Origin of the sequence: Prevotella sp. kh1p2, assembly GCF_900111525.1 — a bacterium.
In the GTDB taxonomy this organism is placed as follows: Bacteria; Bacteroidota; Bacteroidia; order Bacteroidales; family Bacteroidaceae; genus Prevotella.
Genome location: NZ_FOHY01000003.1, coordinates 13,047 through 32,747, shown reverse-complemented (window position 1 = coordinate 32,747; position 19,701 = coordinate 13,047). Strand labels below are relative to the sequence as shown.

General features: G+C 55.5%; 18 protein-coding genes. 8 read left to right on the top strand and 10 right to left on the bottom strand.

Annotated elements, in window-relative coordinates:
* Nucleotides 1-4: 4 nt before the first annotated feature.
* The 4 genes from BMW31_RS02720 to BMW31_RS02705 are packed head-to-tail and all read right to left on the bottom strand — an operon-like array spanning nt 5 to nt 2,718.
* Nucleotides 5-214 carry a hypothetical protein gene (locus tag BMW31_RS02720; protein WP_091820792.1) on the bottom strand — a complete coding sequence of 70 codons (210 nt, stop codon included), beginning with the start codon at nt 212-214 and terminating at the stop codon, nt 5-7.
* Nucleotides 211-723, bottom strand: coding sequence for a metallophosphoesterase family protein (locus BMW31_RS02715; RefSeq protein WP_091820790.1), 513 nt, complete (start codon nt 721-723; stop codon nt 211-213). The genes BMW31_RS02720 and BMW31_RS02715 overlap by 4 nt, the downstream gene beginning before the upstream one ends.
* 8 nt (nt 724-731) lie before the next feature.
* Nucleotides 732-1,358: a cytidylate kinase-like family protein gene (locus tag BMW31_RS02710; RefSeq protein ID WP_091820788.1), complete on the bottom strand. Its 627-nt coding sequence runs from the start codon at nt 1,356-1,358 to the stop codon at nt 732-734.
* The gene (locus BMW31_RS02705; RefSeq protein WP_091820786.1) at nt 1,333-2,718 is read right to left on the bottom strand and encodes an MATE family efflux transporter; all 1,386 of its coding nucleotides are present in this window, start codon (nt 2,716-2,718) and stop codon (nt 1,333-1,335) included. The genes BMW31_RS02710 and BMW31_RS02705 overlap by 26 nt, the downstream gene beginning before the upstream one ends.
* Before the next feature lie 523 nt (nt 2,719-3,241).
* Here BMW31_RS02705 and BMW31_RS02700 point away from each other — a divergent pair.
* From BMW31_RS02700 to trmB, 5 genes are all read left to right on the top strand, one after another.
* Nucleotides 3,242-4,651 (top strand): S8 family serine peptidase, encoded by a 1,410-nt coding sequence (locus BMW31_RS02700; RefSeq protein WP_091820784.1) that lies wholly within the window; start codon nt 3,242-3,244, stop codon nt 4,649-4,651.
* Between the two features lie 15 nt (nt 4,652-4,666).
* Nucleotides 4,667-5,893 carry an exodeoxyribonuclease VII large subunit gene (gene xseA, locus BMW31_RS02695; RefSeq protein ID WP_091820782.1) on the top strand — a complete coding sequence of 409 codons (1,227 nt, stop codon included), beginning with the start codon at nt 4,667-4,669 and terminating at the stop codon, nt 5,891-5,893.
* A 6-nt stretch (nt 5,894-5,899) separates the two neighbouring features.
* Entirely contained in the window at nt 5,900-6,100 is a 201-nt protein-coding gene (xseB, locus tag BMW31_RS02690) for an exodeoxyribonuclease VII small subunit (RefSeq protein ID WP_091820780.1), read from the top strand.
* A gap of 98 nt (nt 6,101-6,198) precedes the next feature.
* Nucleotides 6,199-7,215 (top strand): branched-chain amino acid aminotransferase, encoded by a 1,017-nt coding sequence (locus tag BMW31_RS02685; protein WP_091820778.1) that lies wholly within the window; start codon nt 6,199-6,201, stop codon nt 7,213-7,215.
* Between the two features lie 72 nt (nt 7,216-7,287).
* Nucleotides 7,288-8,058 (top strand): tRNA (guanosine(46)-N7)-methyltransferase TrmB, encoded by a 771-nt coding sequence (gene trmB, locus BMW31_RS02680; protein ID WP_091820776.1) that lies wholly within the window; start codon nt 7,288-7,290, stop codon nt 8,056-8,058.
* 13 nt (nt 8,059-8,071) lie between these two features.
* Here the strand turns inward: trmB and BMW31_RS02675 are convergent, their stop codons facing one another.
* Complete coding sequence (locus tag BMW31_RS02675; RefSeq protein WP_091820775.1) at nt 8,072-10,123, bottom strand: glycosyl hydrolase 115 family protein; 2,052 nt, start codon at nt 10,121-10,123, stop codon at nt 8,072-8,074.
* A gap of 121 nt (nt 10,124-10,244) precedes the next feature.
* Here BMW31_RS02675 and BMW31_RS02670 point away from each other — a divergent pair, with 121 nt between their 5' ends.
* The gene (locus tag BMW31_RS02670) at nt 10,245-11,348 is read left to right on the top strand and encodes an Mrp/NBP35 family ATP-binding protein (RefSeq protein WP_091820773.1); all 1,104 of its coding nucleotides are present in this window, start codon (nt 10,245-10,247) and stop codon (nt 11,346-11,348) included.
* Nucleotides 11,349-11,686: 338 nt separating this feature from the next.
* On the opposite strand, the gene BMW31_RS02665 is transcribed toward BMW31_RS02670, so the two are convergent.
* The 5 genes from BMW31_RS02665 to BMW31_RS02645 form a co-directional block, all read right to left on the bottom strand.
* The gene (locus BMW31_RS02665; protein ID WP_091820772.1) at nt 11,687-12,982 is read right to left on the bottom strand and encodes an ABC transporter permease; all 1,296 of its coding nucleotides are present in this window, start codon (nt 12,980-12,982) and stop codon (nt 11,687-11,689) included.
* Between the two features lie 20 nt (nt 12,983-13,002).
* Nucleotides 13,003-14,166 (bottom strand): ABC transporter permease, encoded by a 1,164-nt coding sequence (locus BMW31_RS02660; protein ID WP_177166261.1) that lies wholly within the window; start codon nt 14,164-14,166, stop codon nt 13,003-13,005.
* Nucleotides 14,167-14,253: 87 nt separating this feature from the next.
* Nucleotides 14,254-15,240: an HlyD family secretion protein gene (locus tag BMW31_RS02655; RefSeq protein WP_091820770.1), complete on the bottom strand. Its 987-nt coding sequence runs from the start codon at nt 15,238-15,240 to the stop codon at nt 14,254-14,256.
* 9 nt (nt 15,241-15,249) lie between these two features.
* Nucleotides 15,250-16,770: a TolC family protein gene (locus BMW31_RS02650; protein ID WP_091820768.1), complete on the bottom strand. Its 1,521-nt coding sequence runs from the start codon at nt 16,768-16,770 to the stop codon at nt 15,250-15,252.
* Nucleotides 16,771-17,643, bottom strand: coding sequence for a hypothetical protein (locus tag BMW31_RS02645; RefSeq protein WP_091820766.1), 873 nt, complete (start codon nt 17,641-17,643; stop codon nt 16,771-16,773). It abuts the gene before it with no gap.
* A 178-nt stretch (nt 17,644-17,821) separates the two neighbouring features.
* On the opposite strand from BMW31_RS02645, the gene BMW31_RS02640 reads away from it, so the two are divergent.
* Complete coding sequence (locus BMW31_RS02640; RefSeq protein WP_091821030.1) at nt 17,822-18,046, top strand: DUF4492 domain-containing protein; 225 nt, start codon at nt 17,822-17,824, stop codon at nt 18,044-18,046.
* Nucleotides 18,047-18,080: 34 nt separating this feature from the next.
* Nucleotides 18,081-19,694: a cytochrome ubiquinol oxidase subunit I gene (locus BMW31_RS02635; RefSeq protein ID WP_091820763.1), complete on the top strand. Its 1,614-nt coding sequence runs from the start codon at nt 18,081-18,083 to the stop codon at nt 19,692-19,694.
* Nucleotides 19,695-19,701 lie beyond the last annotated feature (7 nt).

Sequence of the window (19,701 nt, the reverse complement as noted above, 5' to 3'; positions counted from 1 at the left end):
GTATTTAATATGTATTTTCGTTGTTGATGCCGTCCTTCGGCGGAAGTTTCCTGATGATGTAAAAGATGATTACGCATGAGATGACGCCGAGATTTATCAGCAGCATGAGGAACATTGTTAGGCTGAAGAAGCCTGAAATGTACAGGACGGCGAGGGCGGCGAGCAGCAGAAACTCGACGATACTCCAGCTAATGATGGCTTTTTGTCGTGTCATAAAGGCTGTTTATTTGTCTTTCCTAATGTTATAACTTCGCAATCAGTGAATTTATTGCCTTCGATGGTCAATCTTACCAAAGTTCTTTCCGGATGCCACCCCATGTAGCCGGCAGCGCCGGGGTTGATGTGCAGCAGCCCCAGAGTTTTGTCATACTTCACCTTCAGGATGTGAGAGTGGCCGCTGATGAAGAGATTTGGCGGCGACGCATAGATGCGGCTCTGTATCGACCGGTCGTATTTGCCGGGATAGCCCCCTATGTGTTTCATCAGTACATCTACGTCCTCGCACCTGAATCGCAGCACTTCAGGGTAGCGTCTGCGCAGGTCGCCGCCGTCGCAGTTTCCGTACACGGCCCTGAAAACGGGCTTCATGGTCTCGAAGTTGTCAGCAACATCGGTGCTGCCTATATCGCCCGCATGCCATATTTCGTCGCACTGGCCGAAGTAAAGCTCGTATTTCTCGTCCCAGCAGCCATGCGTATCGCTGATGATACCAATCTTCTTCATCCCTTACCTTATTCTATATGGAACCTCAGTTTGATGAAGGCAGCGAGCAGACGCTCCGTTTCGTCGATGCCCACGAGGCTCGAATTGATGCACAGGTCGTAGCTCTCGCTGTAGCCCCAGCGCTTGCCGGTATAGTAATTGTAGTACGACGAGCGGGCATCCTCTTTCTGGCTGATGTACTTGCGGGCTGCCTCGGCGTCCATGTCATGGCGCTTGCACACCCTCGACACGCGCTCCTCAAGGTTGGCGGTGATAAAGATGTTGATGGTGTTCGCGTAATCGCGCAGCACGTAGTCGGCCGTGCGGCCCACGAAAACGCAGCTTCCGGCGTCGGCCGCCTTGCGTATGGCGTCGCACTGGAACTTGTATAGACTCTCCTGAGAGAAGTCGTTGGTGTAGAAATCACTTTCTCCCAGCAGCGGGACATGAAAGTGGAAGCGCGACCGGAGGAAGCCTTTCCGCTCGTCGTTCTGCTCGAAGAACTTCTCACTGAAGCCGCTCTCCTTGGCTGCCAGGTTCAATAACTCGCGGTCGTAGAACGTTGCACCGAAGTCTGCTGCCAGCTTCTGGGCGATGACGCGGCCGCCACTGCCAACCTGCCGGCCTATGTTAATGATTATCTTCTTGTGTTCCATGCGATGCTTCTTTATACTGATGGTTGAGTTTCTTCATATATACCGCCATGACGCAGGCAGCCACCGTGGCCGCTGTAAGGTCCGATACGGGCAGTGAGTACCAAACGCCGTCGATGCCGAAGAACCGCGGCAGCACCACGAGACACGGCAGCAGGAACAGCAGCTGGCGCGAGAGTGAGAGGAAGATGCTTATCTTCACCTTCCCGATACACTGGAAGAAGTTGGTTACAACCATCTGGAACCCGATGACGGGAAACATCACCTGGTTTATCCGGATGGCCTTCACGGACAGCGCCACCAGCGTATCATCGGTGGTGAACAGCCGTGCGCAGTATTCCGGTATCAGCATGGCGATGAGCCATCCCACTGTCATGACGGCCGTGGCACCGTAGATGGCCAGCCTTACTACGCGCATCATGCGGTCTGTCTGCTGGCTTCCGTAGTTGTAGCCCGCTATGGGCTGCATGCCCTGGTTAATGCCCATCACCACCATAATGAACACCGTCGCTATGCCGTTTGCAATGCCGTAGGAGCCTACACTCAGGTCGCCGCCGTAGCTTACAAGCTGGTTGTTCATGAATATTACGATGATGCAGGCGCACACATTCATCAGGAACGGCGACACGCCGATGCCCACTATCATCTTTACCAGGTTGCCCTTGAGCCGGTAGATGCCCCGCTTGAGGTGCAGCAACTGCCCTTTGTCGGCAAAGAGGTGCATCTGCCAGACGAGTGCCAGCGCCTGGGAAATCATGGTGGCAAAGGCCGCTCCGCGGATGCCCCAGTGCCACCACCAGATGAAGATGACGTCGAGCAGGATGTTCATGGCCACCGTGAAGATGGTGGCAAACATGGCCTGCTTGGGCTTGCTGGCCGCACGCAGCACGGCGTTCATGCCAAAGTACATGTGCGAGAACACGTTGCCGGCCAGTATTATCTGCATGAAGTCGCGGGCGTAGGGCAGCGTCTGGTCGCTTGCACCGAAGAACTTGAGGATAGGGTCAAGGAAGATGAGGCACAGCAGGCCTACGCTCAGGCCGATGATGAGGTTCAGCGTAACCGTGTTACCCAGCATGTTTTCGGCCGTCTGGTAGTCTTTCTGCCCCAGCTTTACCGATATGGCGGTCGACGAACCCACGCCTATGGCGGCTCCGAAGGCACCTGTAAGGTTCATGAAAGGGAAGGTGATGGCCAGGCCCGATATGGCCAGCGGGCCTACCACCTGCCCGATGAAGATGCGGTCGATGATATTGTAGAGCGACGAAGCCGTCATGGCGATGATGGCCGGTGTGGCATACTGCACGAGCAGCTTGCCCACGGGCTTCGTTCCGAGTTCGAGTGTAGCTTTCTTATTATCCATTCACGTCAACTGACTTTGTAGTGCTTTGATGCGGTTGGGCAGCACCGTACAAGGCGGTTGTCACACCGACGAGCGCCTTAAACTGCATGCAAAGATACAGCAAACTGATTGGAATAGCAAGAAAAACAGAATTTTTTACCTTATTAAATAGATATTGAGCCGGCGAGCGGCTGCGCTGAACGGATGCGGTTGCCGCTTCGCAAGTTCCCGTGGCCGTGCCTTCGGCGTCTTGAAGCTATGCTCCAGGAACTTTCGACAAGTGTCGCACATGAATTCGACACTTGTCGCACAATCGTGCGACACTTGTCGAAAGTTCCTGACCACATTGTTCATCACCCTGAAAAGAACGCCCCGCGACCTGCGGATGACGGGAGTAAGGATATGATTTCACGCCGTTTACAAATCCCGGCGGTTGTTTTACTGCGGCCCGAACTGCCGGATAACGGATAAAATGGAGGCATAATTTGCTTATTCAGTTATTTTCTACTACTTTTGCAAGAGAAATATTTAGCTGCAATTGTACATGAAGAAATCCATATTCAGCCTCCTTTTGCTTTTGGCCTTGCTCCTCCCGGGGGCGTTTTTCTGCCTTCCGGCCGGTGCCAAAGCCCCTCTCTCGGCCGGCTATACGCTCTACCGCATCTATCTGAAGGACAAGAAAGGCACGCCCTGCAGCCTGCGCCATCCGGAGCAGTTCTTGTCGGAGCGGGCGCTGCAACGCCGCAGCCATCAGGGCTTGGAGGTCGATGAGACCGACCTGCCCGTGTCGCCCGTCTACCTCTCGGCACTGCGCGAGGCCGGCTTTACTATCGTGAGCCGGAGCAAATGGAACAATACCGTGGTGGTGCGGTTCCCCTCGGCCACGGCCGAGAGTGCCATCCGCCTGCTCAACTTCGTGCGCGATGCCAAACGGCTCTACACCTACGATGGCGCTGCTGCTAAGCCCACGGGCCGCAGCTTCCTTAAAATCGTGGAGCCCAAGGACTCCTTTACCGCCACAACCGGTTACGGCAAGGGCGAAGCCCAGATACGAAACCTGAACGGAATACGGCTGCATGAGGCCGGATTTCGCGGTCAGGGCAAGCTCATAGCTATTCAGGATGCCGGTTTCATGAATGCAGATTCCATCGCATACCTGTCTAATGTCAACATCGTTGATACCCGGAGCTTCGTCTATCCGGTAAACAACAACCTCTACGACGACACCTCCGACCACGGTACAATGGTGCTCTCGTGCATGGCGGCCAATGTTCCGGGCCGGCTGGTGGGCACGGCTCCCGAGGCCCGGTACGTGCTGCTGCGCAGCGAATACACCCAGGCAGAGTCGCTGGCCGAGGAAGATTTCTGGGCCGCAGCGGCCGAATATGCCGACTCGCTGGGCGTTGACGTCATCAATTCATCGCTGGGCTACAACGTCTTCGACGACAAATCGACCAACCATCTCTACCGTGAGCAGGACGGCGAGACGGCACTCATCTCCCGTACTGCCTCCATGCTGGCCGGCAAGGGCATCATTCTGTGCAACAGCGCGGGCAACGACGGGGGTAACGCATGGAAGAAAATAAACTTCCCGGCCGATGCTAAGGAGATACTGACCGTGGGCGCGCTGGCCAACGACAGCACCAACGCGGTGTTCAGCTCGGTAGGACCGTCGGCCGACGGGCGCGTGAAACCGGACGTGATGGCCTACGGCAACCCCGCTGCAGTCATCAATGGGCGGGGGCACATCACGCGTGCCAACGGCACGTCTTTCTCCTCGCCCGTCACTGCGGGCATGGTGGCCAGCCTCTGGTCGGCCCTGCCCGGCAAGACAGCCCGTGAGATTATGGAGCTCGTCCGCCGCTCGTCGAGCCGCTTCGATGCCCCCGACAACATCTTCGGTTACGGCATACCTGACTATTGGAAGGCCTACGAAATGGGCCTGCAGCACTGATAAAACAACCTGACTATGCACCAGACACTGTCTTTATACGAGCTGAACGGACGCGTGCGCGAGGCCATCGAGACCGGCATGGACGGCGAGTACTGGGTGGAGGCCGAACTGTCGGACATCCACGAGCGCGGCCATTGCTACATGGAACTTATCCAAAAGGACGAGCGCAGCCGCACGCCCGTGGCCAAGGCCCGTGCCACCTGCTGGGCCAACCGGTGGCTGCTGGTGCGCTCGTACTTTGAACGCGTAACGGGACAGGAGCTGCACGCCGGCATGAAAGTGCTGCTGCAGGTGCGCGCCACCTTTCATGAAGCGTACGGATTTGCGTACAACGTGACCGACATAGACCCCACTTTCACCCTCGGCGACATGGCCCGGCGGCGGCAGGAGATTATCAACCAACTGAAGGAGGAGGGCGTATTCGAGCTACAAAAGGAACTGCAGATACCGCTGTTTGCACAGCGTATAGCCGTTATCTCGAGCGAGACGGCCGCCGGCTACGGCGACTTCTGCAACCAGCTTGCCAACAACGAGTACGGCTTCGCATTCACCACGCGCCTCTTTCCGGCCGTCATGCAGGGCGAAAGGGTAGAGGCAAGCGTCATTGCAGCCCTCGACCGCATCTTTGAAGTCGAAGACCAGTTCGACGTGGTGGTCATTATCAGGGGCGGAGGCGCCACTTCCGACATGAGCGGATTCGACACCCTGGCGCTGGCGGAGAACGTGGCAAACTTCCCGCTGCCCGTCATCACCGGCATCGGTCACGACCGCGACGAGAGCGTTCTCGACCTGATAGCCAACACGCGGGTAAAGACGCCCACGGCTGCTGCGGCCTTTCTCATCGACCATTTGGCCGTGGTCTACACGCGTATCGTAAAAGCACAGGAGGCTGTAGTAGACAGTGTGCGGCACAAAATGGAAGTGGAAAAGCTGCGATTAGGCCGGTTGGAGGACAAGATACCCGTGGCATTCTCCGTTGTTAGAACCCGTCAGGAGGCCCGTCTTGAACAGCTGAGGCTGCAACTCATAGCCGGCATGCGCGGTAAGCTGGCTGCGGAGCGTCACCGCGGGGCGCTGCTGGCCCAGCGGGTAGCAGCAGCCGACCCCGAAAAGCTGCTCGGCCGCGGCTACAGCATCACTCTGTACAAGGGTAGGGTGCTGCATGATGCACATTCGGTACAGCCGGGCGAGGAGATAGAAACCAAGTTGCAGAAAGGCAGTGTGAAATCAATCATAAAATAAAAGAATATGGCAAAGACGATGAAATACGAAGAGGCGGTGCGTGAGTTGGAAGCTATTGTGGACAAGCTGGAGAACGACGAGCTGGACATAGACTCCATGGCAGAGCGCCTGAAGGAAGCCCAGAAACTCATCAAACTGTGCAAGGACAAGCTCACCAAGACCGACGAAGAAATCAAAAAGTTGCTGAATGGTGACGAAAAACAATGATTTCGTAGAATAGCAGCTCACTTTGTTGCGGATAATACATTTTATTTGTACTTTTGCGTTTGGATATATTGGTGTTGAAAATATAATTTTTTAAGATTATGAAGAATATAGATTGGGCCAACCTGACATTCGGTTACGTGCCTACCGACTACAATGTACGCTGCTATTACCGCAACGGCAAGTGGGGTGAAGTAGAAGTTTGTTCTACCGACCAGATATCAATGTCGATTGCGGCAACCTGTCTGCACTACGGTCAGGAGGCTTTCGAAGGACTGAAAGCCTATCGTTGCCCGGACGGAAAGATACGCGTTTTCCGTATGGATGAGAACGCCGCACGTCTTCAGAGCACAAGTCGGGGCATCATGATGCCCGAGGTTTCGACCGCATTATTTGAGGAGATGGTGGCTAAAGTGGTTCGTCTGAACCAGGAGTACGTGCCTACCTACGAGAGCGGAGCAACGCTGTACATCCGTCCCTTGCTGCTTGGGGTAAGCGCGCAGGTGGGCGTTCATCCCTCACGTGACTACGTTTTTCTCATCTTCGTGACGCCAGTAGGCCCCTATTTCAAGGGCGGTTTCTCGTCAAATCCTTACGTAATCATCCGCGATTACGACCGTGCGGCTCCGCTGGGAACGGGCATCTACAAGGTGGGAGGCAACTATGCAGCCTCGCTCAAGGCCAATCATATTGCGCACGAGAAGGGTTACGCCAGCGAATTTTACCTCGACTCGAAGGAAAAGAAGTACATGGACGAGTGCGGAGCAGCCAACTTCTTCGGCATCAAGAACAACACTTACGTGACTCCGAAGTCAAGTTCCATCCTGCCGTCCATTACCAACAAGAGCCTGATGCAGCTGGCCGAAGACCTCGGAATGACCGTGGAACGCCGCCAGATACCCGAAGAAGAGCTGGCTACTTTTGAAGAGGCAGGAGCCTGCGGCACCGCTGCCGTCATCTCGCCGATATCCTATATCGACGACCTTGATAACGGGAAGCGCTACAATTACGGTGAAAAACCGGGCCCGTGGTCCAAGAAACTCTACGACACTCTTACCGGAATACAGTACGGATTGATAGAAGATAAGCACGGATGGACGACAGTCGTCGTGGAATAACTTATAAAAAAGGGGCGCTGCAGCGTCCCTTTTTTGTTTTATCCGGATTTATTCAGTAACTTTGCAGGCGTTATGGGTAAAGGTAAATTAGCTAAATTTGCAGAGATGGAGACATTCAGCAATGTCTTCCAGTATCCCTTCTCGGTTATCGACAACGTGCCTTTTGCCATGCAGGGGCACTGGGGCGAGCAGTATTTCGGCAACAATCATCCCATTGTCCTGGAGCTTGGATGCGGCAAGGGTGAGTACACCGTGGAGCTTGCCAGACTCTGTCCGGAGATGAACTTCATAGGAGTTGACATCAAGGGAGCCCGCATGTGGACCGGTGCCAAGCGTGCCTTGGAGGAAGGATTGCCCAATGTGGCATTCCTGCGGACGAACATCGAGATTATTGACCGCTTCTTCTCGGCCGGCGAAGTGCAGGAGATATGGCTCACCTTCAGCGATCCGCAGATGAAGAATGCCCGCAAACGCCTCACGTCCACTTACTTCATGGCGCGTTATCGCCGCTTTCTGGCCGACGGGGGAACCATCCATCTCAAGACCGACTCCAACTTCCTTTACACCTATACGTGGCACATGGTGCAGGCGAACGGCCTCCCGCTGCTTTTCAACACCGATGACCTGTATCATTCCGAAAGCCTCGATGCCGAGACGAAGAAGATACTCGGCATCCGCACTTACTATGAGCAGATGTGGATAGAGCGCGGTCTGAACATCCGCTACCTCAAGTTCAGCCTGCCTGCAGCGGGTGAACTGGTGGAGCCGGAGGTAGAGATACCGCTCGACGAGTACCGCAGTTACCACCGCCCCAAGCGCAGCGGACTGGCTACGAGCAAGTAAGCAGGGGCGTTGTTTATTTGGCACTGTTGACCGGGAACATGTAGAAGAGCCTGTCGACATCGTAATCTATCATCCACTGGTCGATGATGACACCTTCGCCAAGGGCGCGAACGGTGAGCTTGTGGCTTCCTCTCGGTATGCGATAATAGCGCAGGGAAACCACTGCCTGACCTCTTTTTACAGCTTCTTTCCATTCTTTCGAGCCTTTCTTGAGGTTGATGCTGAGCTCCGTCGGACTGTCTCCGTCGATGGAGACCGACACCTTCAGCTCATTGTCTTCGAGCGGATGAGTGGGTATGAGCGCCACCCGAAGCACGGCGCCGGTGCCCCTCTCGCCGTAGAAGTTGTAGGTGGCAAGCCCGTAAGGCGGCAGCTTTACGGCCTTGGTGCTGTGCCCCAGGAAAGGTATCTGCTCCGCTCCTTGCGATATGCTCCGGTAGTCAGTGGCGTTCTGAACCACGCTCTTGTCGGCGTCCAGACGTGAGTAGATAACCTCGTTGCTGTTGGAATACTCCTTGATTTCCTTTGCCGAGAGCTTGTCGGGCAAGTTTGGCTGGCCGAAAATGGTTGAGTTGGTCTCCGTGTTGAGCACCCCTTTCCACTTGCCGTCGGCCATGTCGTCGTACTGCCGGGCCAGTGCAAGAACCTCCTGCCAGGCATTCCAGCTGCGCACGGCCGAGGAGAGCGCCTCCTCGTCGTGGTGAAACGACTGCGGACGGGCTATGTGCCGCGCCTCCTGAGCCTGCAGTTCCTTGGTTGCAACGGCCGCAGCGGTGCAGACGGGATACTTGATGAGGGCGAAGAAAGCATCCTTGCGGTTCGGTGCGATGGATTTTTCTGCCTGCTCTACGGCCCGTTTCAGGTTTCCGTAATCCTTGATGTAGCGTTCCAGCTCGTTGCCGAACTCATCGGCGGCAAACAGTTCCGTGTCCATGTATTCGGGCTTGCGGATGCCTGCGAGGTGGTAGAACTGCTTCACAAGGGGCATGATGTTGCGTGCCGCCGTGCTGCCCAGCTGCTCCTGCAGCCAGAGGGCGAGGTGGCTCTGCACATCGGTTACGGCCGCCGGATTCCACGCCATGTCCATGAAAAGCTGCAGTGCATAGGCCGCAGTCTTGGGACTGTGCAGCTCGGCTACCCACATCCTGGTGCAGCGGAACTTTACGGCAGCCTCCAGTTGTGTATGTATCAGTCCCGGCTGAATGGTGGAATACCAGGTGTTGTCGCCCTGACTGAGGTGGTAGTAGAGCCCACCCTCCTGTCCTTTATGCAGCTCCTGCGGCGGCAGCAGATAGCCGAAGCCGTCGTCCTGCAGGTTGATGGCAAAGCCGCCGTCCTTTTTCTCCTTGTGTCCCTTGGTCTTCTTGGCAGTCTGGAGCAGCGGACGGGAGGGCGAGGAGCCCACGTGCATGTCGTATTTCTCAACCAGTGCGGCACTCAGGTCATGCTGGTTTTCGGGCCAGATGGTATTGGCCTTGAGGCGCAACATGAGCCTGAAGATGTCCTCGTAGCCATAGGGACGGTGGCGGATGTCGGCATCGCTGAGCGCAATACCGCGGTACTCAACCTGTGGAACCTGTATGGTCCGGAAGCCGTCTTTCAGTGCCAGGAACCTTTTTCGTTCGGGTTTTACGTCTCCCCACCATGTCCAGGCCGACACGCCGGCCATGTGCGAGAGTTCGAGTATGCCGTAGGCAGTGCCGCGGGCGTTGCTGCCGATGATGACAACGCGCCCGCCGCGGTTGCCCATATAGTAGGCATCGCTCTTTGTAATAATCTGATTGATGGGGTAGCTGCCCTTGCTCAGCCTGTCAAACTCCTTGTCGTTGAGCTTGTCGAGCTGGTAAATCTGTATGCTGCCGTTGCTTTTCTGCACGGCCTTTTGCCCCGTTAGGGCCTGCATGTCGTCTGCAAACATGTGCAGTGCAGCCTCCACCACGGGCGACAGGGCTTCCTGCGTGGTGTAGCTTACGGGGCCCGTGCCGTTGTACCAGACGGCATCCTTGGCCTGCAGGTTAATGGATACGATAAGAGAGAGGGCTATGAGAAGGGTCCTTACGTTCATTTTCTGACTAAATTTATGATATCTGCAAAGTTACCAAATATTTGCTGCATGGGGAAATAAATTAGTTTTTATTTGCGTTTCCGGCCAAATATGGGTAATTTTGCAGCAAACATCAAGCATTATGACACTATATCCCAAACTGATTACCGATGCACTGGCAACGGTTATTTACCCCGGAACAAAGAAGAACCTGATAGAGAGCGAGATGCTGGCCGACAGCATCCGCATAGACGGAATGAAGGTTCAGCTGACGCTCATCTTCCCCCGCGAGACCGACCCTTTCCTCAAGTCGACCGTCAAGGCCGCCGAGGCAGCCATCCATTACCACGTCTCCAAGGATGTTGAGGTGACGATAGAAACCGAGTACAAATCGGCTCCGCGCCCTGAACCGGGCAAGTTGCTGCCCCAGGTGAAGAACGTCATCGCCATCAGCTCGGGCAAGGGAGGCGTTGGCAAGAGCACAGTAGCCATTAACCTGGCCATCGCCCTGGCCCGCCTGGGCTACAAGGTAGGACTGCTGGACACCGACATCTTCGGCCCGTCGATGCCCAAGATGTTCGGCGTAGAGAACGAACGGCCCTACGGAGTGGAAAAAGACGGCCGCCAACTCATTGAACCCATCGAAAAATACGGCGTGAAGATGATGTCCATCGGCTTCTTCGTAGACGCCGATACAGCCCTCGTGTGGCGCGGCGGCATGGCCACCTCGGCCCTCAAACAGCTCATAGCCGACGTTGACTGGGGCGAACTTGACTTCTTCATCCTCGACACTCCGCCGGGCACGAGCGACATTCACCTCACCATCCTCCAAACGCTGAGCGTTACGGGAGCCATCATCGTGAGCACGCCACAGCAGGTGGCGCTGGCCGATGCACGCAAAGGCATAGACATGTACCGTAACGACAAGGTCAACGTACCTATCCTCGGACTGGTGGAGAACATGGCTTGGTTCACCCCGGCTGAGCTGCCCGAGAACAGGTACTACATCTTCGGGCGCGACGGAGTGAAGCAACTGGCGCAGGAGATGGACTGTCCGCTGCTGGCTCAGATACCCATTGTGCAGAGCATACGCGAAGGAAGTGACGACGGAAAGCCCGTGGCCACCAACGCAGACAGCATGAGCGGACAGGCCTTCCTCAGCCTTGCGCAGGCCGTGGTAACGGTTACCAACCGCCGCAACAAGGAAATGGGACCTACCAAAATCATCAAGGTAAACAACCAGTAGGAGCCCGACAAACCCGGCAAAAGCACGTAACGAAGAAGCGTAGCTGCATGAACAGGAACCATCCTGGTGCAGCTACGCTTTCTTGTTTTTACGGGTCGGGTTTGCAGGAGCTATGCTTCAAGCCCCTTGAAGGTATCGTTCGGGCGCCTTGAACACATCCTTCAAGCGCCTTGACCGGCATCTCTTTCGCAGTGCCCTGCCACAGGCCGTTCCGGCAGAGGCCGAAAAGGACAGGCGGCGGGGTGGCCCGTAGCGCGGCAGAAGCTGCAAGCATGCAGGGTTTCAGGCGGTTGTGGCCGCCGCTGTCAGCAAAAAACGGAAAGAAAAACATTCTCACCTTATGCCTCCTCGCTGGCTGCAGGCAGGCCTGCCTTGGCGGCACGGCGCTCCCGTACCTGCTGGGCCTTGCTGCGGAGTACCTCCAGGCGGCCGATGGCATGGCTGCGCGTGTGGATAATCTGGTAACGGTAAACGAGGCAGGTGAGGAAGAAGTAGAGCAGCGTCTGCACCCACAGCGCCACGTACTCGGTCCGGATGTCGGCCAGGGTTGCCCCCATCGAGCTGATGCCCAGGAAGCCTCTTACGCCGTAGGTGGAGGGAAAGAGCATGGCTATACCCTGCCAGATGCCGGGAATGTTGGACTCCGGCCAGCTGATGCCCGTCATGAACAGCAGGGGCACCGAGGTGAAGACTACCAGCAGCATCACGTTCTCGCGATAGCGAACCAGGCACGACATGGCCATGCCGAAGAAGGTGCAGGCCAGCAGATAGGGAAGCATGAGCCCCAGCAGGGTGCCGGCCGTAACCATTGAGGTGTAGCCGAAGAAGCGCGGAACGCACAGAGAGATGTAGGCGCCCATGACGGCGTAAATCATGAAATAGCACGACGACTTGCCCAGCACGATGCGGAAAATGCCGTTGTAGTGGCGGCTGATGGGCACCAGGTCCTTGTAGCGGTTGTTCTCGCGGGCCGTTCCGGCCGAGAGGCCGATGCCGAGCAACAGCGTTTGTTGCAGGATGAGCATGAGCACACCGGGAATGATGGCGTTGCCGTAGCCGCCCGTTGAGTTGAAAATCTGCACCTCGTCGTAGTCCAGCGGCTTGCTGCTTATCTCCTCGTCGCGGTTGGTAAAGCCTCCCTGTTGTTCCAACTGGATGCCCGTGTTCAGCTCCGATGCCACGGCCTGGGCGGTCTGGAAGATGGCCTTGTAAGTGAGCATGAGGCTCATGTCGCAGTAAACGCCCACGCTGCTCTGCTCTTTACGGTAGAGCCGAGTTTCAAAGTCGGGCGGAAAGTAGAGTATTCCGTGCACCTCCTGCCGCTGGATGAGCTCCTGCGCCTCGGGCAGGTTGTTGCAGTGGTAGGCCACCTTGGTATCGGAACCGGCATCGAAGGAGCGGATGAACTGGCGGCTCTTGTGGCTGTGCGACAGGTCGACCACGGCCACGGGCACATCGCGCACCACCTCGTTGTTGTAAATCCAGGAGTACAGCAAGGGGTAGAACAGGGGCACGAGGACGCAGAAGATGAGCACGCCCTCATCGGTAATGGCAGAGCGCATCTCCTTGGACCAGATGTAGCACATGTCCTTGATGCCTTCTTTTATTCTGTACAGCAGACTCTCGTTGTTCATTTCGTAACTCCGTTTTCCGTTTAGGGAATGTAGACATAGACCAGCATCGCCTTCTTGATGTTCCATATCGTGAGGATGGGCAGGGCGAAGAACAGCAGCAGGGCGCCCACGTGCAGCCACGATTCCGTGAGCGGGAAGCCGTTAAAGATGTTCATCTGGTATATCATGTAATAGTGACGCAAGGGGAAAAGCTGGGCCAGAGCCTCTATCATGGGGTTCATGGCAAACACGGGATAGGTGGCTCCGCAGGCCGAGAAGCTGACCACCGACCAGAGCGAACACACGCTCATGGCCATGCGCAGCGACGGCATGAGCCCGAAGACAAAGATGCCGAAGCCCTGACACGACAGCACACTGAGCAGCCCCAGGAGCAGAATGGGCACCACGCCGCCGGGATGGGGGAAGTCCAGAAAGTGGTAGATGTAGATTTCGTAGCCGTAGAAGATAATGAGGAAGATGAGCGTTTGGGGCAGCATCTTGCCGGCTATGGCCACGTGGATGTTGTTGTCGGCCATACGCATCCACTCCCTGGAGCGCTTGAACTTGAGCTCCGTACCGATGGAGTAGGGCGTGATGAGGAAGATGAACAGCATCAGTATGCCCGGCACCATGGCCGTGGAGAGGTAGATGTTGTAGTTGGCCCAGGGGTTGCCCACCATGTGCAGGTCAACGACAATGGGCTGCAGGAAGGTGCGGATTTCGCTCTCCGTCTTGCCAACGGCCGAGAGCTGTGCCGAGCCAAAGGCTGCCGAGCCTAACGTGGAGATGGTTTTAAGGTCCTTGAACAGCATGTTGCCGGCCAGCAAGGCCACGCTGCTGTAGTAAAAAGATATCTTGGGCTGCTGCTTGGAGAGCAATTCGTCGGTGGTGCCTTTAGGTATCAACAGGAAAGCATATATCTCGCTGCGCTGTACGGCCTGCCGGGCGTCGTTCATGTTGGGATAGTGCGCCACTACGTGCGACGACTGGAAGCCGTCCAGCTTGCGTATCAGGGCGCGCGTGGTGGGCGTGTTGTCCTGGTCTACCACGCCCACGGGCATCTCCACGGGCTGCCCTTCGTTCATCAGAGTGGTGAAGAACGCTATGACTAAAACGGGGAATATGACCATGCAGAACCCGTAAATGGGGTTCTTGCACATAATGGCACATTCGCGTAGGGCTATATGATATATTCTCTTCAACATGCTAACCGAGGCTCAGCCGCAGCCGGGCCGCTGGTACTGTTTGATGGTTCCGGATGGCGGAATGCCGGTTATGGGGTTGCGGGGGCGTTAGTCTTTCACGATGAGCGACATGCCCGGACGCAGCCCCTCGAACTTTTGTATGGGGCGGGCTTTCACCTCAAAGGTCTTGAGATCGTACTGTCCGTTGGCCTTGGTGGCTTTCCAGACGGCGTAGGAGCCTTGATCCTTGATGTAGAAAACCTTGAGTCTGACATCTTTGTTGAATGCTGGCGTAAAGGCGGTGAACTCACTGCCCACCTTGAGACCGTTGAGCTGGTCTTCTCGGATGTTGAAAGTTCCCCACATGTCGCTCATTACGGAGATGCTCATGATGGGCGAGCCCAGTCCTACGAGCTCGCCAACCTTGGGGTAGACGTCGCTCACCTCGCCTTCAACCTGCGATATCTGGACGGTCTCCCTGAGCAGCGAACTCACCACGTCTACGGCACTGCGAGCTGCCTGGGCCTGCTTGGCGGCAGCGCGTTTCTCTTCCTCCCGTGCGCCGCTTCGGGCCAAGTCGTATTGGCTCTTGGCAGCTTTCACCTGCGCTTCCGTGGCCTTGTAGGCGGCAAAGGCTTCATCGCGCTTCTGTCCGCTGATGACACCTTCGTCGAACAAATGCTGCATGCGGGTGTATGTCTTTTGTGCTATCTCCTGGGCGGCCATGGCCTGCTGCATGAGCTGGAAGGCTCCCTGGATTTGTTCCTTGCGGGCTCCGTTGTCGGCCATGTCGCTCAACGCGGCGGCTGCATCGCCCGTGGCCTGGGCTGCCTTCTTCTGTGCGTCAACCTCGGGAACTTCCAGTATGGCGAGCGTATCGCCCACATGAACGTAGTCTCCCTCCTTGACACGCAGCTCGAGCACGCGCCCCGGGAGTTTGCTCGACACCCGGTACTCGCTTACTTCCACTTCTCCCTGAATGACTTCCGGCTCACGGCCGAGGGTGAAAAAGCCTATCACTGCCACAATTACCACTACTGCCGCAAAACCTAAGACGGCCAGCAGGATGTTGTTATGCTGTGTTTTTGCTGACATAATATATAATTATTGTAATATACCAAGTGCTTTCTGCAAGTTGACTTGCGTTAGTTTGACATCTATTTCGGCGTCTATGCGCTGGCTGAGAGCCATCTGCCAGGCTGTTTGTGCAGCCATCACGTCGGTTATCTCCATAACTCCCTCCTTGAAACCTACGTTCGCGCAGCGCAGATTTTCTTCTGCACTGAGCAGGTTCTGGGATGCCATGGCGTACTTCTTCTGTGCTTCCTTGACCTTGAAGCGGCTCTGCGAGACCTGCAGCTCTATCTTCTCCTGCGCGTCCTGCAGTTCGGAGAGAGCGATGTTGGTGGCTGCCTTCGAGGCGCGAACCTTGTACCTGCCCTCGAACCAGTTCCATACGGGTACCTGAACGAGTACGCCCACGTTCCAAACACCGGCAAAATGGCGGCTGAAACCGTCGAAAACATTGGGGTTGGAAATCATGTAACCGCCCGTGAGAGCCACGTGGGGAAGGTACTGGGCGCGTACGAGCTTGGTGGCTTCTTGGCTCATGTCGACGGCATTTTGCAGCATCCGCACTTCCGGCCGGGCTGTTGAGATGCTGTCGGAAGCGTATTCCGGCACCGCCGCATCTGCAATCAGCTGCCGGTTGTTCTCGTCGGCCAAGGTGATATTGGAGTCCATCGGCAGTCCGCAAAGCTGGCATAAGAGCATCTTGGCCAGTGCAAGGCCGTCTTCAACCTGCGTTATCTGCATGTCGGCTTCATTCACCTTGACGTCTACCTTGAGGCCGTCGGCACGGGTGGCAACGCCTTCGCGTATCATTTTATGCACGTCGTCGTTGAGCTTCTTCACCAGGTCACGATAGCTTACGGCCAGGTTCTGCTTCTCCCGGAGCGACACCACCATCCAGTAAGCCTGGTCTATATTATATAAGGTAGACTGGGTCTTGAAGTCAAGGTCGTTGGAAGCCAGCTGCATTCCGATGTCGGCCATGCGGTTCATGGCTGTGATGGCGCCGCCCATGAAGATGGGTTGACGCAGCATGACGGCTCCTGCCCAGATGTTCTTGGTGTCGGTTCTGAAGGCATCAACTACACTCTGACCCACTTGATTGCCTGCCTGGGCAACCTGAGAGCCTATCTGCGTGATGGGTCCTGACTGCTGTTGAAGCAGTGCACCCAGCTGTTGGGCGGCTTGGGGCGACAGCAATCCCTGCTGCACAAGGCCCGTTATGACCGAGTTCAGGTTGTTGCTAAGAGCCGACCCCACGCCAGTAACGGCGTTGGTTCCCAGATTGGTGAGGGCTGATTTCTGGCTGTTGTTGAGCAAAGAGACTTCTTTGCTGAAGAATTCGTAGCCTCCCAAAGCATCAACTTTAGGCAAGTATTTAGTCCGGGCGGCTTTCTTGATGTTGGCAGCTACCTCCTGATTGAGTCTTGAAACACGCAGTTGCTTGTTGTTTCTCAAGGCTAAGGCACGGCAGCTGTCAAGCGTCAGCACCTGCTGGGCATAGAGTCCGGAAGCTGCAAGCCACAAACCAAAAGCTAAAAAGACTTTCTTCATTTATTTAAAAGTAAAACTCTTAGAACCTATCATGTTGCCGTCGGCAAAGATGCTTACGCTGTAAGTGCCGCCGACAAGAGCCTGCGTAACATTCCAGTACATGGTGACGGGGGTCTCCTGGCCGCCGTATTCAACGGTCTTCTTCATGGATGCCTGGATTGTTCGGTTCTCATAAGGGAACGAACCGGCGTTGCCGAGCACCTCGCCTGTGGGGGTTGTGATGCGTACATAGATGTCGCGCATGCCATTCTGGGCCGTTACGTTCTTGGCGAGAGAGAAGTTTACCTGCAGATTCTTGCACTTACTGATGAGTTCGGTCGACTTTCCGCGCTTGTTCTTGGCCGTCATGCTGATGCTGATGGCATCCAGCTGGGCGGCTATAGCCACTTTCTCTGACAGCGAAGCCTTCTCGGTATTGAGGCCTTGTATCTGCCGCGTGGCCTCTTCATACTGCCCCCTGACTTGTGTGTTCTCTGCACGCAGGTTCTCGTTGAGGCGGTTCAGTGAGTCAATCTCGATGACATAGCTGCGCAGTACGGCTCGTACGGTAGCCAGTTCTTTCTTTAGTCGGGCTATTTCACGGGCGTCGGTGCTCTTCGTTTCCTTAAGTTCTTGGAGCAGGCGCTGCGTCTTTTCCTGTTCTGCTGTTAGCTGGGCGACGATGGAGTCGTTGTTAATCTGGGTCTTCATCTCGCTGTATTGGTTGGCAAACTGCTGGTACTCGTTTTCCATTTCTTTCTTGTCGAGGGCGGCGAGTTCCTGCATGGCCTGGTTTTCTTGCTTCTGCCGGTTCAGATTGAAGAGCAGATACGCGATGCCGCCAACCAACAGCAGCATGATGGCAACCAAGGGAATGATGACTTTCTTCTTCATACTTGTACTTTACTATGCCAACTGGCAATGTGTTGCAAAATTAGAATTTTTATCTTAATTGGCCAAGTTTTTCGGTTTGCTATGTCTTTAATATATTAAAATTTAGCATTTTTGAGGAAAAAAAGGACAATATTCATAGAATTTATTTATATTTGCAAACATTACAAAAGCAATGCTTATGCAGAGGAACAGTTTCCTATACCGAGTGTTCGACCTTTACTATGACGGTTTCAGACACATGACCTTGGGAAAAACCTTGTGGACGGTCATCTTGATAAAGCTGTTTATCATGTTTGCCATCCTGAAGTTTTTCTTCTTTCCGAACTTTCTGAAAGAGCAGGCACCTGCCGACAAGGAGGCCGAATTCGTGTCTGAAGAACTGATTGGGAGGGCGCAACCTTAACCAGTGCATCAATCAAACACAAATCTTAATCATTATGTTTCATCATCTTTTATTAGACATCACGTCGGGCACCATCGACTGGTCGCGTGCGCAGTTTGGGCTCACGGCCGCCTACCATTGGCTGTTCGTACCGCTCACCTTGGGACTGGCCATCGTCATGGGCATAGCCGAAACGTGCTACTACCGTACCAAGAAGCGCTTCTGGAAGGACACGGCACGCTTCTGGCAGAAGCTCTTCGGCGTCAATTTTGCCATGGGTGTGGCCACCGGACTCATACTGGAGTTTGAGTTCGGAACCAACTGGAGCAACTATTCCTGGTTCGTTGGCGACATCTTCGGCGCGCCTTTGGCCATTGAGGGCATCGTGGCTTTCTTCATGGAGTCTACCTTCGTAGCCGTCATGTTCTTTGGTTGGAAGAAGGTGTCGCCCGGCTTCCACCTTGCTTCTACATGGTTAACGGGCATCGGAGCCACAATTTCGGCCTGGTGGATTTTGGTTGCCAACGCGTGGATGCAGTATCCCGTTGGCTGCGAATTCAACCCGTCTACCATGCGTTTCGAGATGAATTCCTTTCTTGATGTGGCGCTGTCGCCGTTTGCAGTCGACAAGTTTTTCCACACGGTAACCTCTTCGTGGATTGTCGGAGCCGTGTTCACGGTAGCCGTGAGCAGCTGGTACCTGCTGAAGAAGCGTGAACACAAGCTGGCTGTAGAGAGCATCAAGATAGGTGCGTGGGTAGGACTCATAGCCTCACTGTTGGCTGCCTTTACCGGTGATAACAGCGCTTACAACGTTGCCAAGGTGCAGCCCATGAAGCTGGCGGCCATGGAAGCCCTCTACGAAGGCGGCACCGACCAGAGCCTTACGGGCGTGGCATGGGTGAATCCGCTCCGCCAACCCGACTATATGAACGAGAAGGAAGCCCCGTTGCGCATAGCAGTTCCCTACGGACTCTCCTTTCTCGCCACCCGCGATTTGCACGGACATGTGCCCGGAGTGAAAGATATCATCAACGGATACGTGAAGCCCGACGGCACCTGTGAGCCGTCCCTGCAGCAGAAGATTGTACGGGGAAAGATGGCGATAGCCGCCTTGCAGCAGTTCCGCAGGCTGGAGCAACAGGCTGCAGGCAAGCCAACACAGGCCCAACAGGCCGCGATGCAGAAGCAGCGCACCGTCGTCAAGGACAATATCAAGTACTTCGGCTACGGCTACATATCCCATGCAGACCAGACGGTGCCCTACATTCCCGTTACGTTCTGGGCCTTCCGCATCATGGTGGGCCTGGGTTGCCTGTTCATCCTCTTCTTTGCCGTAGTCTTGTTCGTGGTCTACAAGCGCGACCTCACGCAGCAGCGCTGGCTCCTCGTGGCCGGAGTAGCCTTGCTGCCGCTGGCCTACATAGCCAGCGAAGCAGGCTGGATGGTGGCCGAGATGGGTCGGCAGCCGTGGACCATACAGGACATGTTGCCCACGTGGGCGGCCGTTTCCGACATCCGCGCAGGCTCCGTAGCGCTCACGTTCTTCCTCTTCCTCTTCCTCTTTACCACGATGCTGGCCGTTGAAATCAACATCCTGTGCAAGCAAATCAAGAAAGGACCGGAGCATACCACTACGGAGAATGACAATACAAATCAACAACTCTAACAAACGA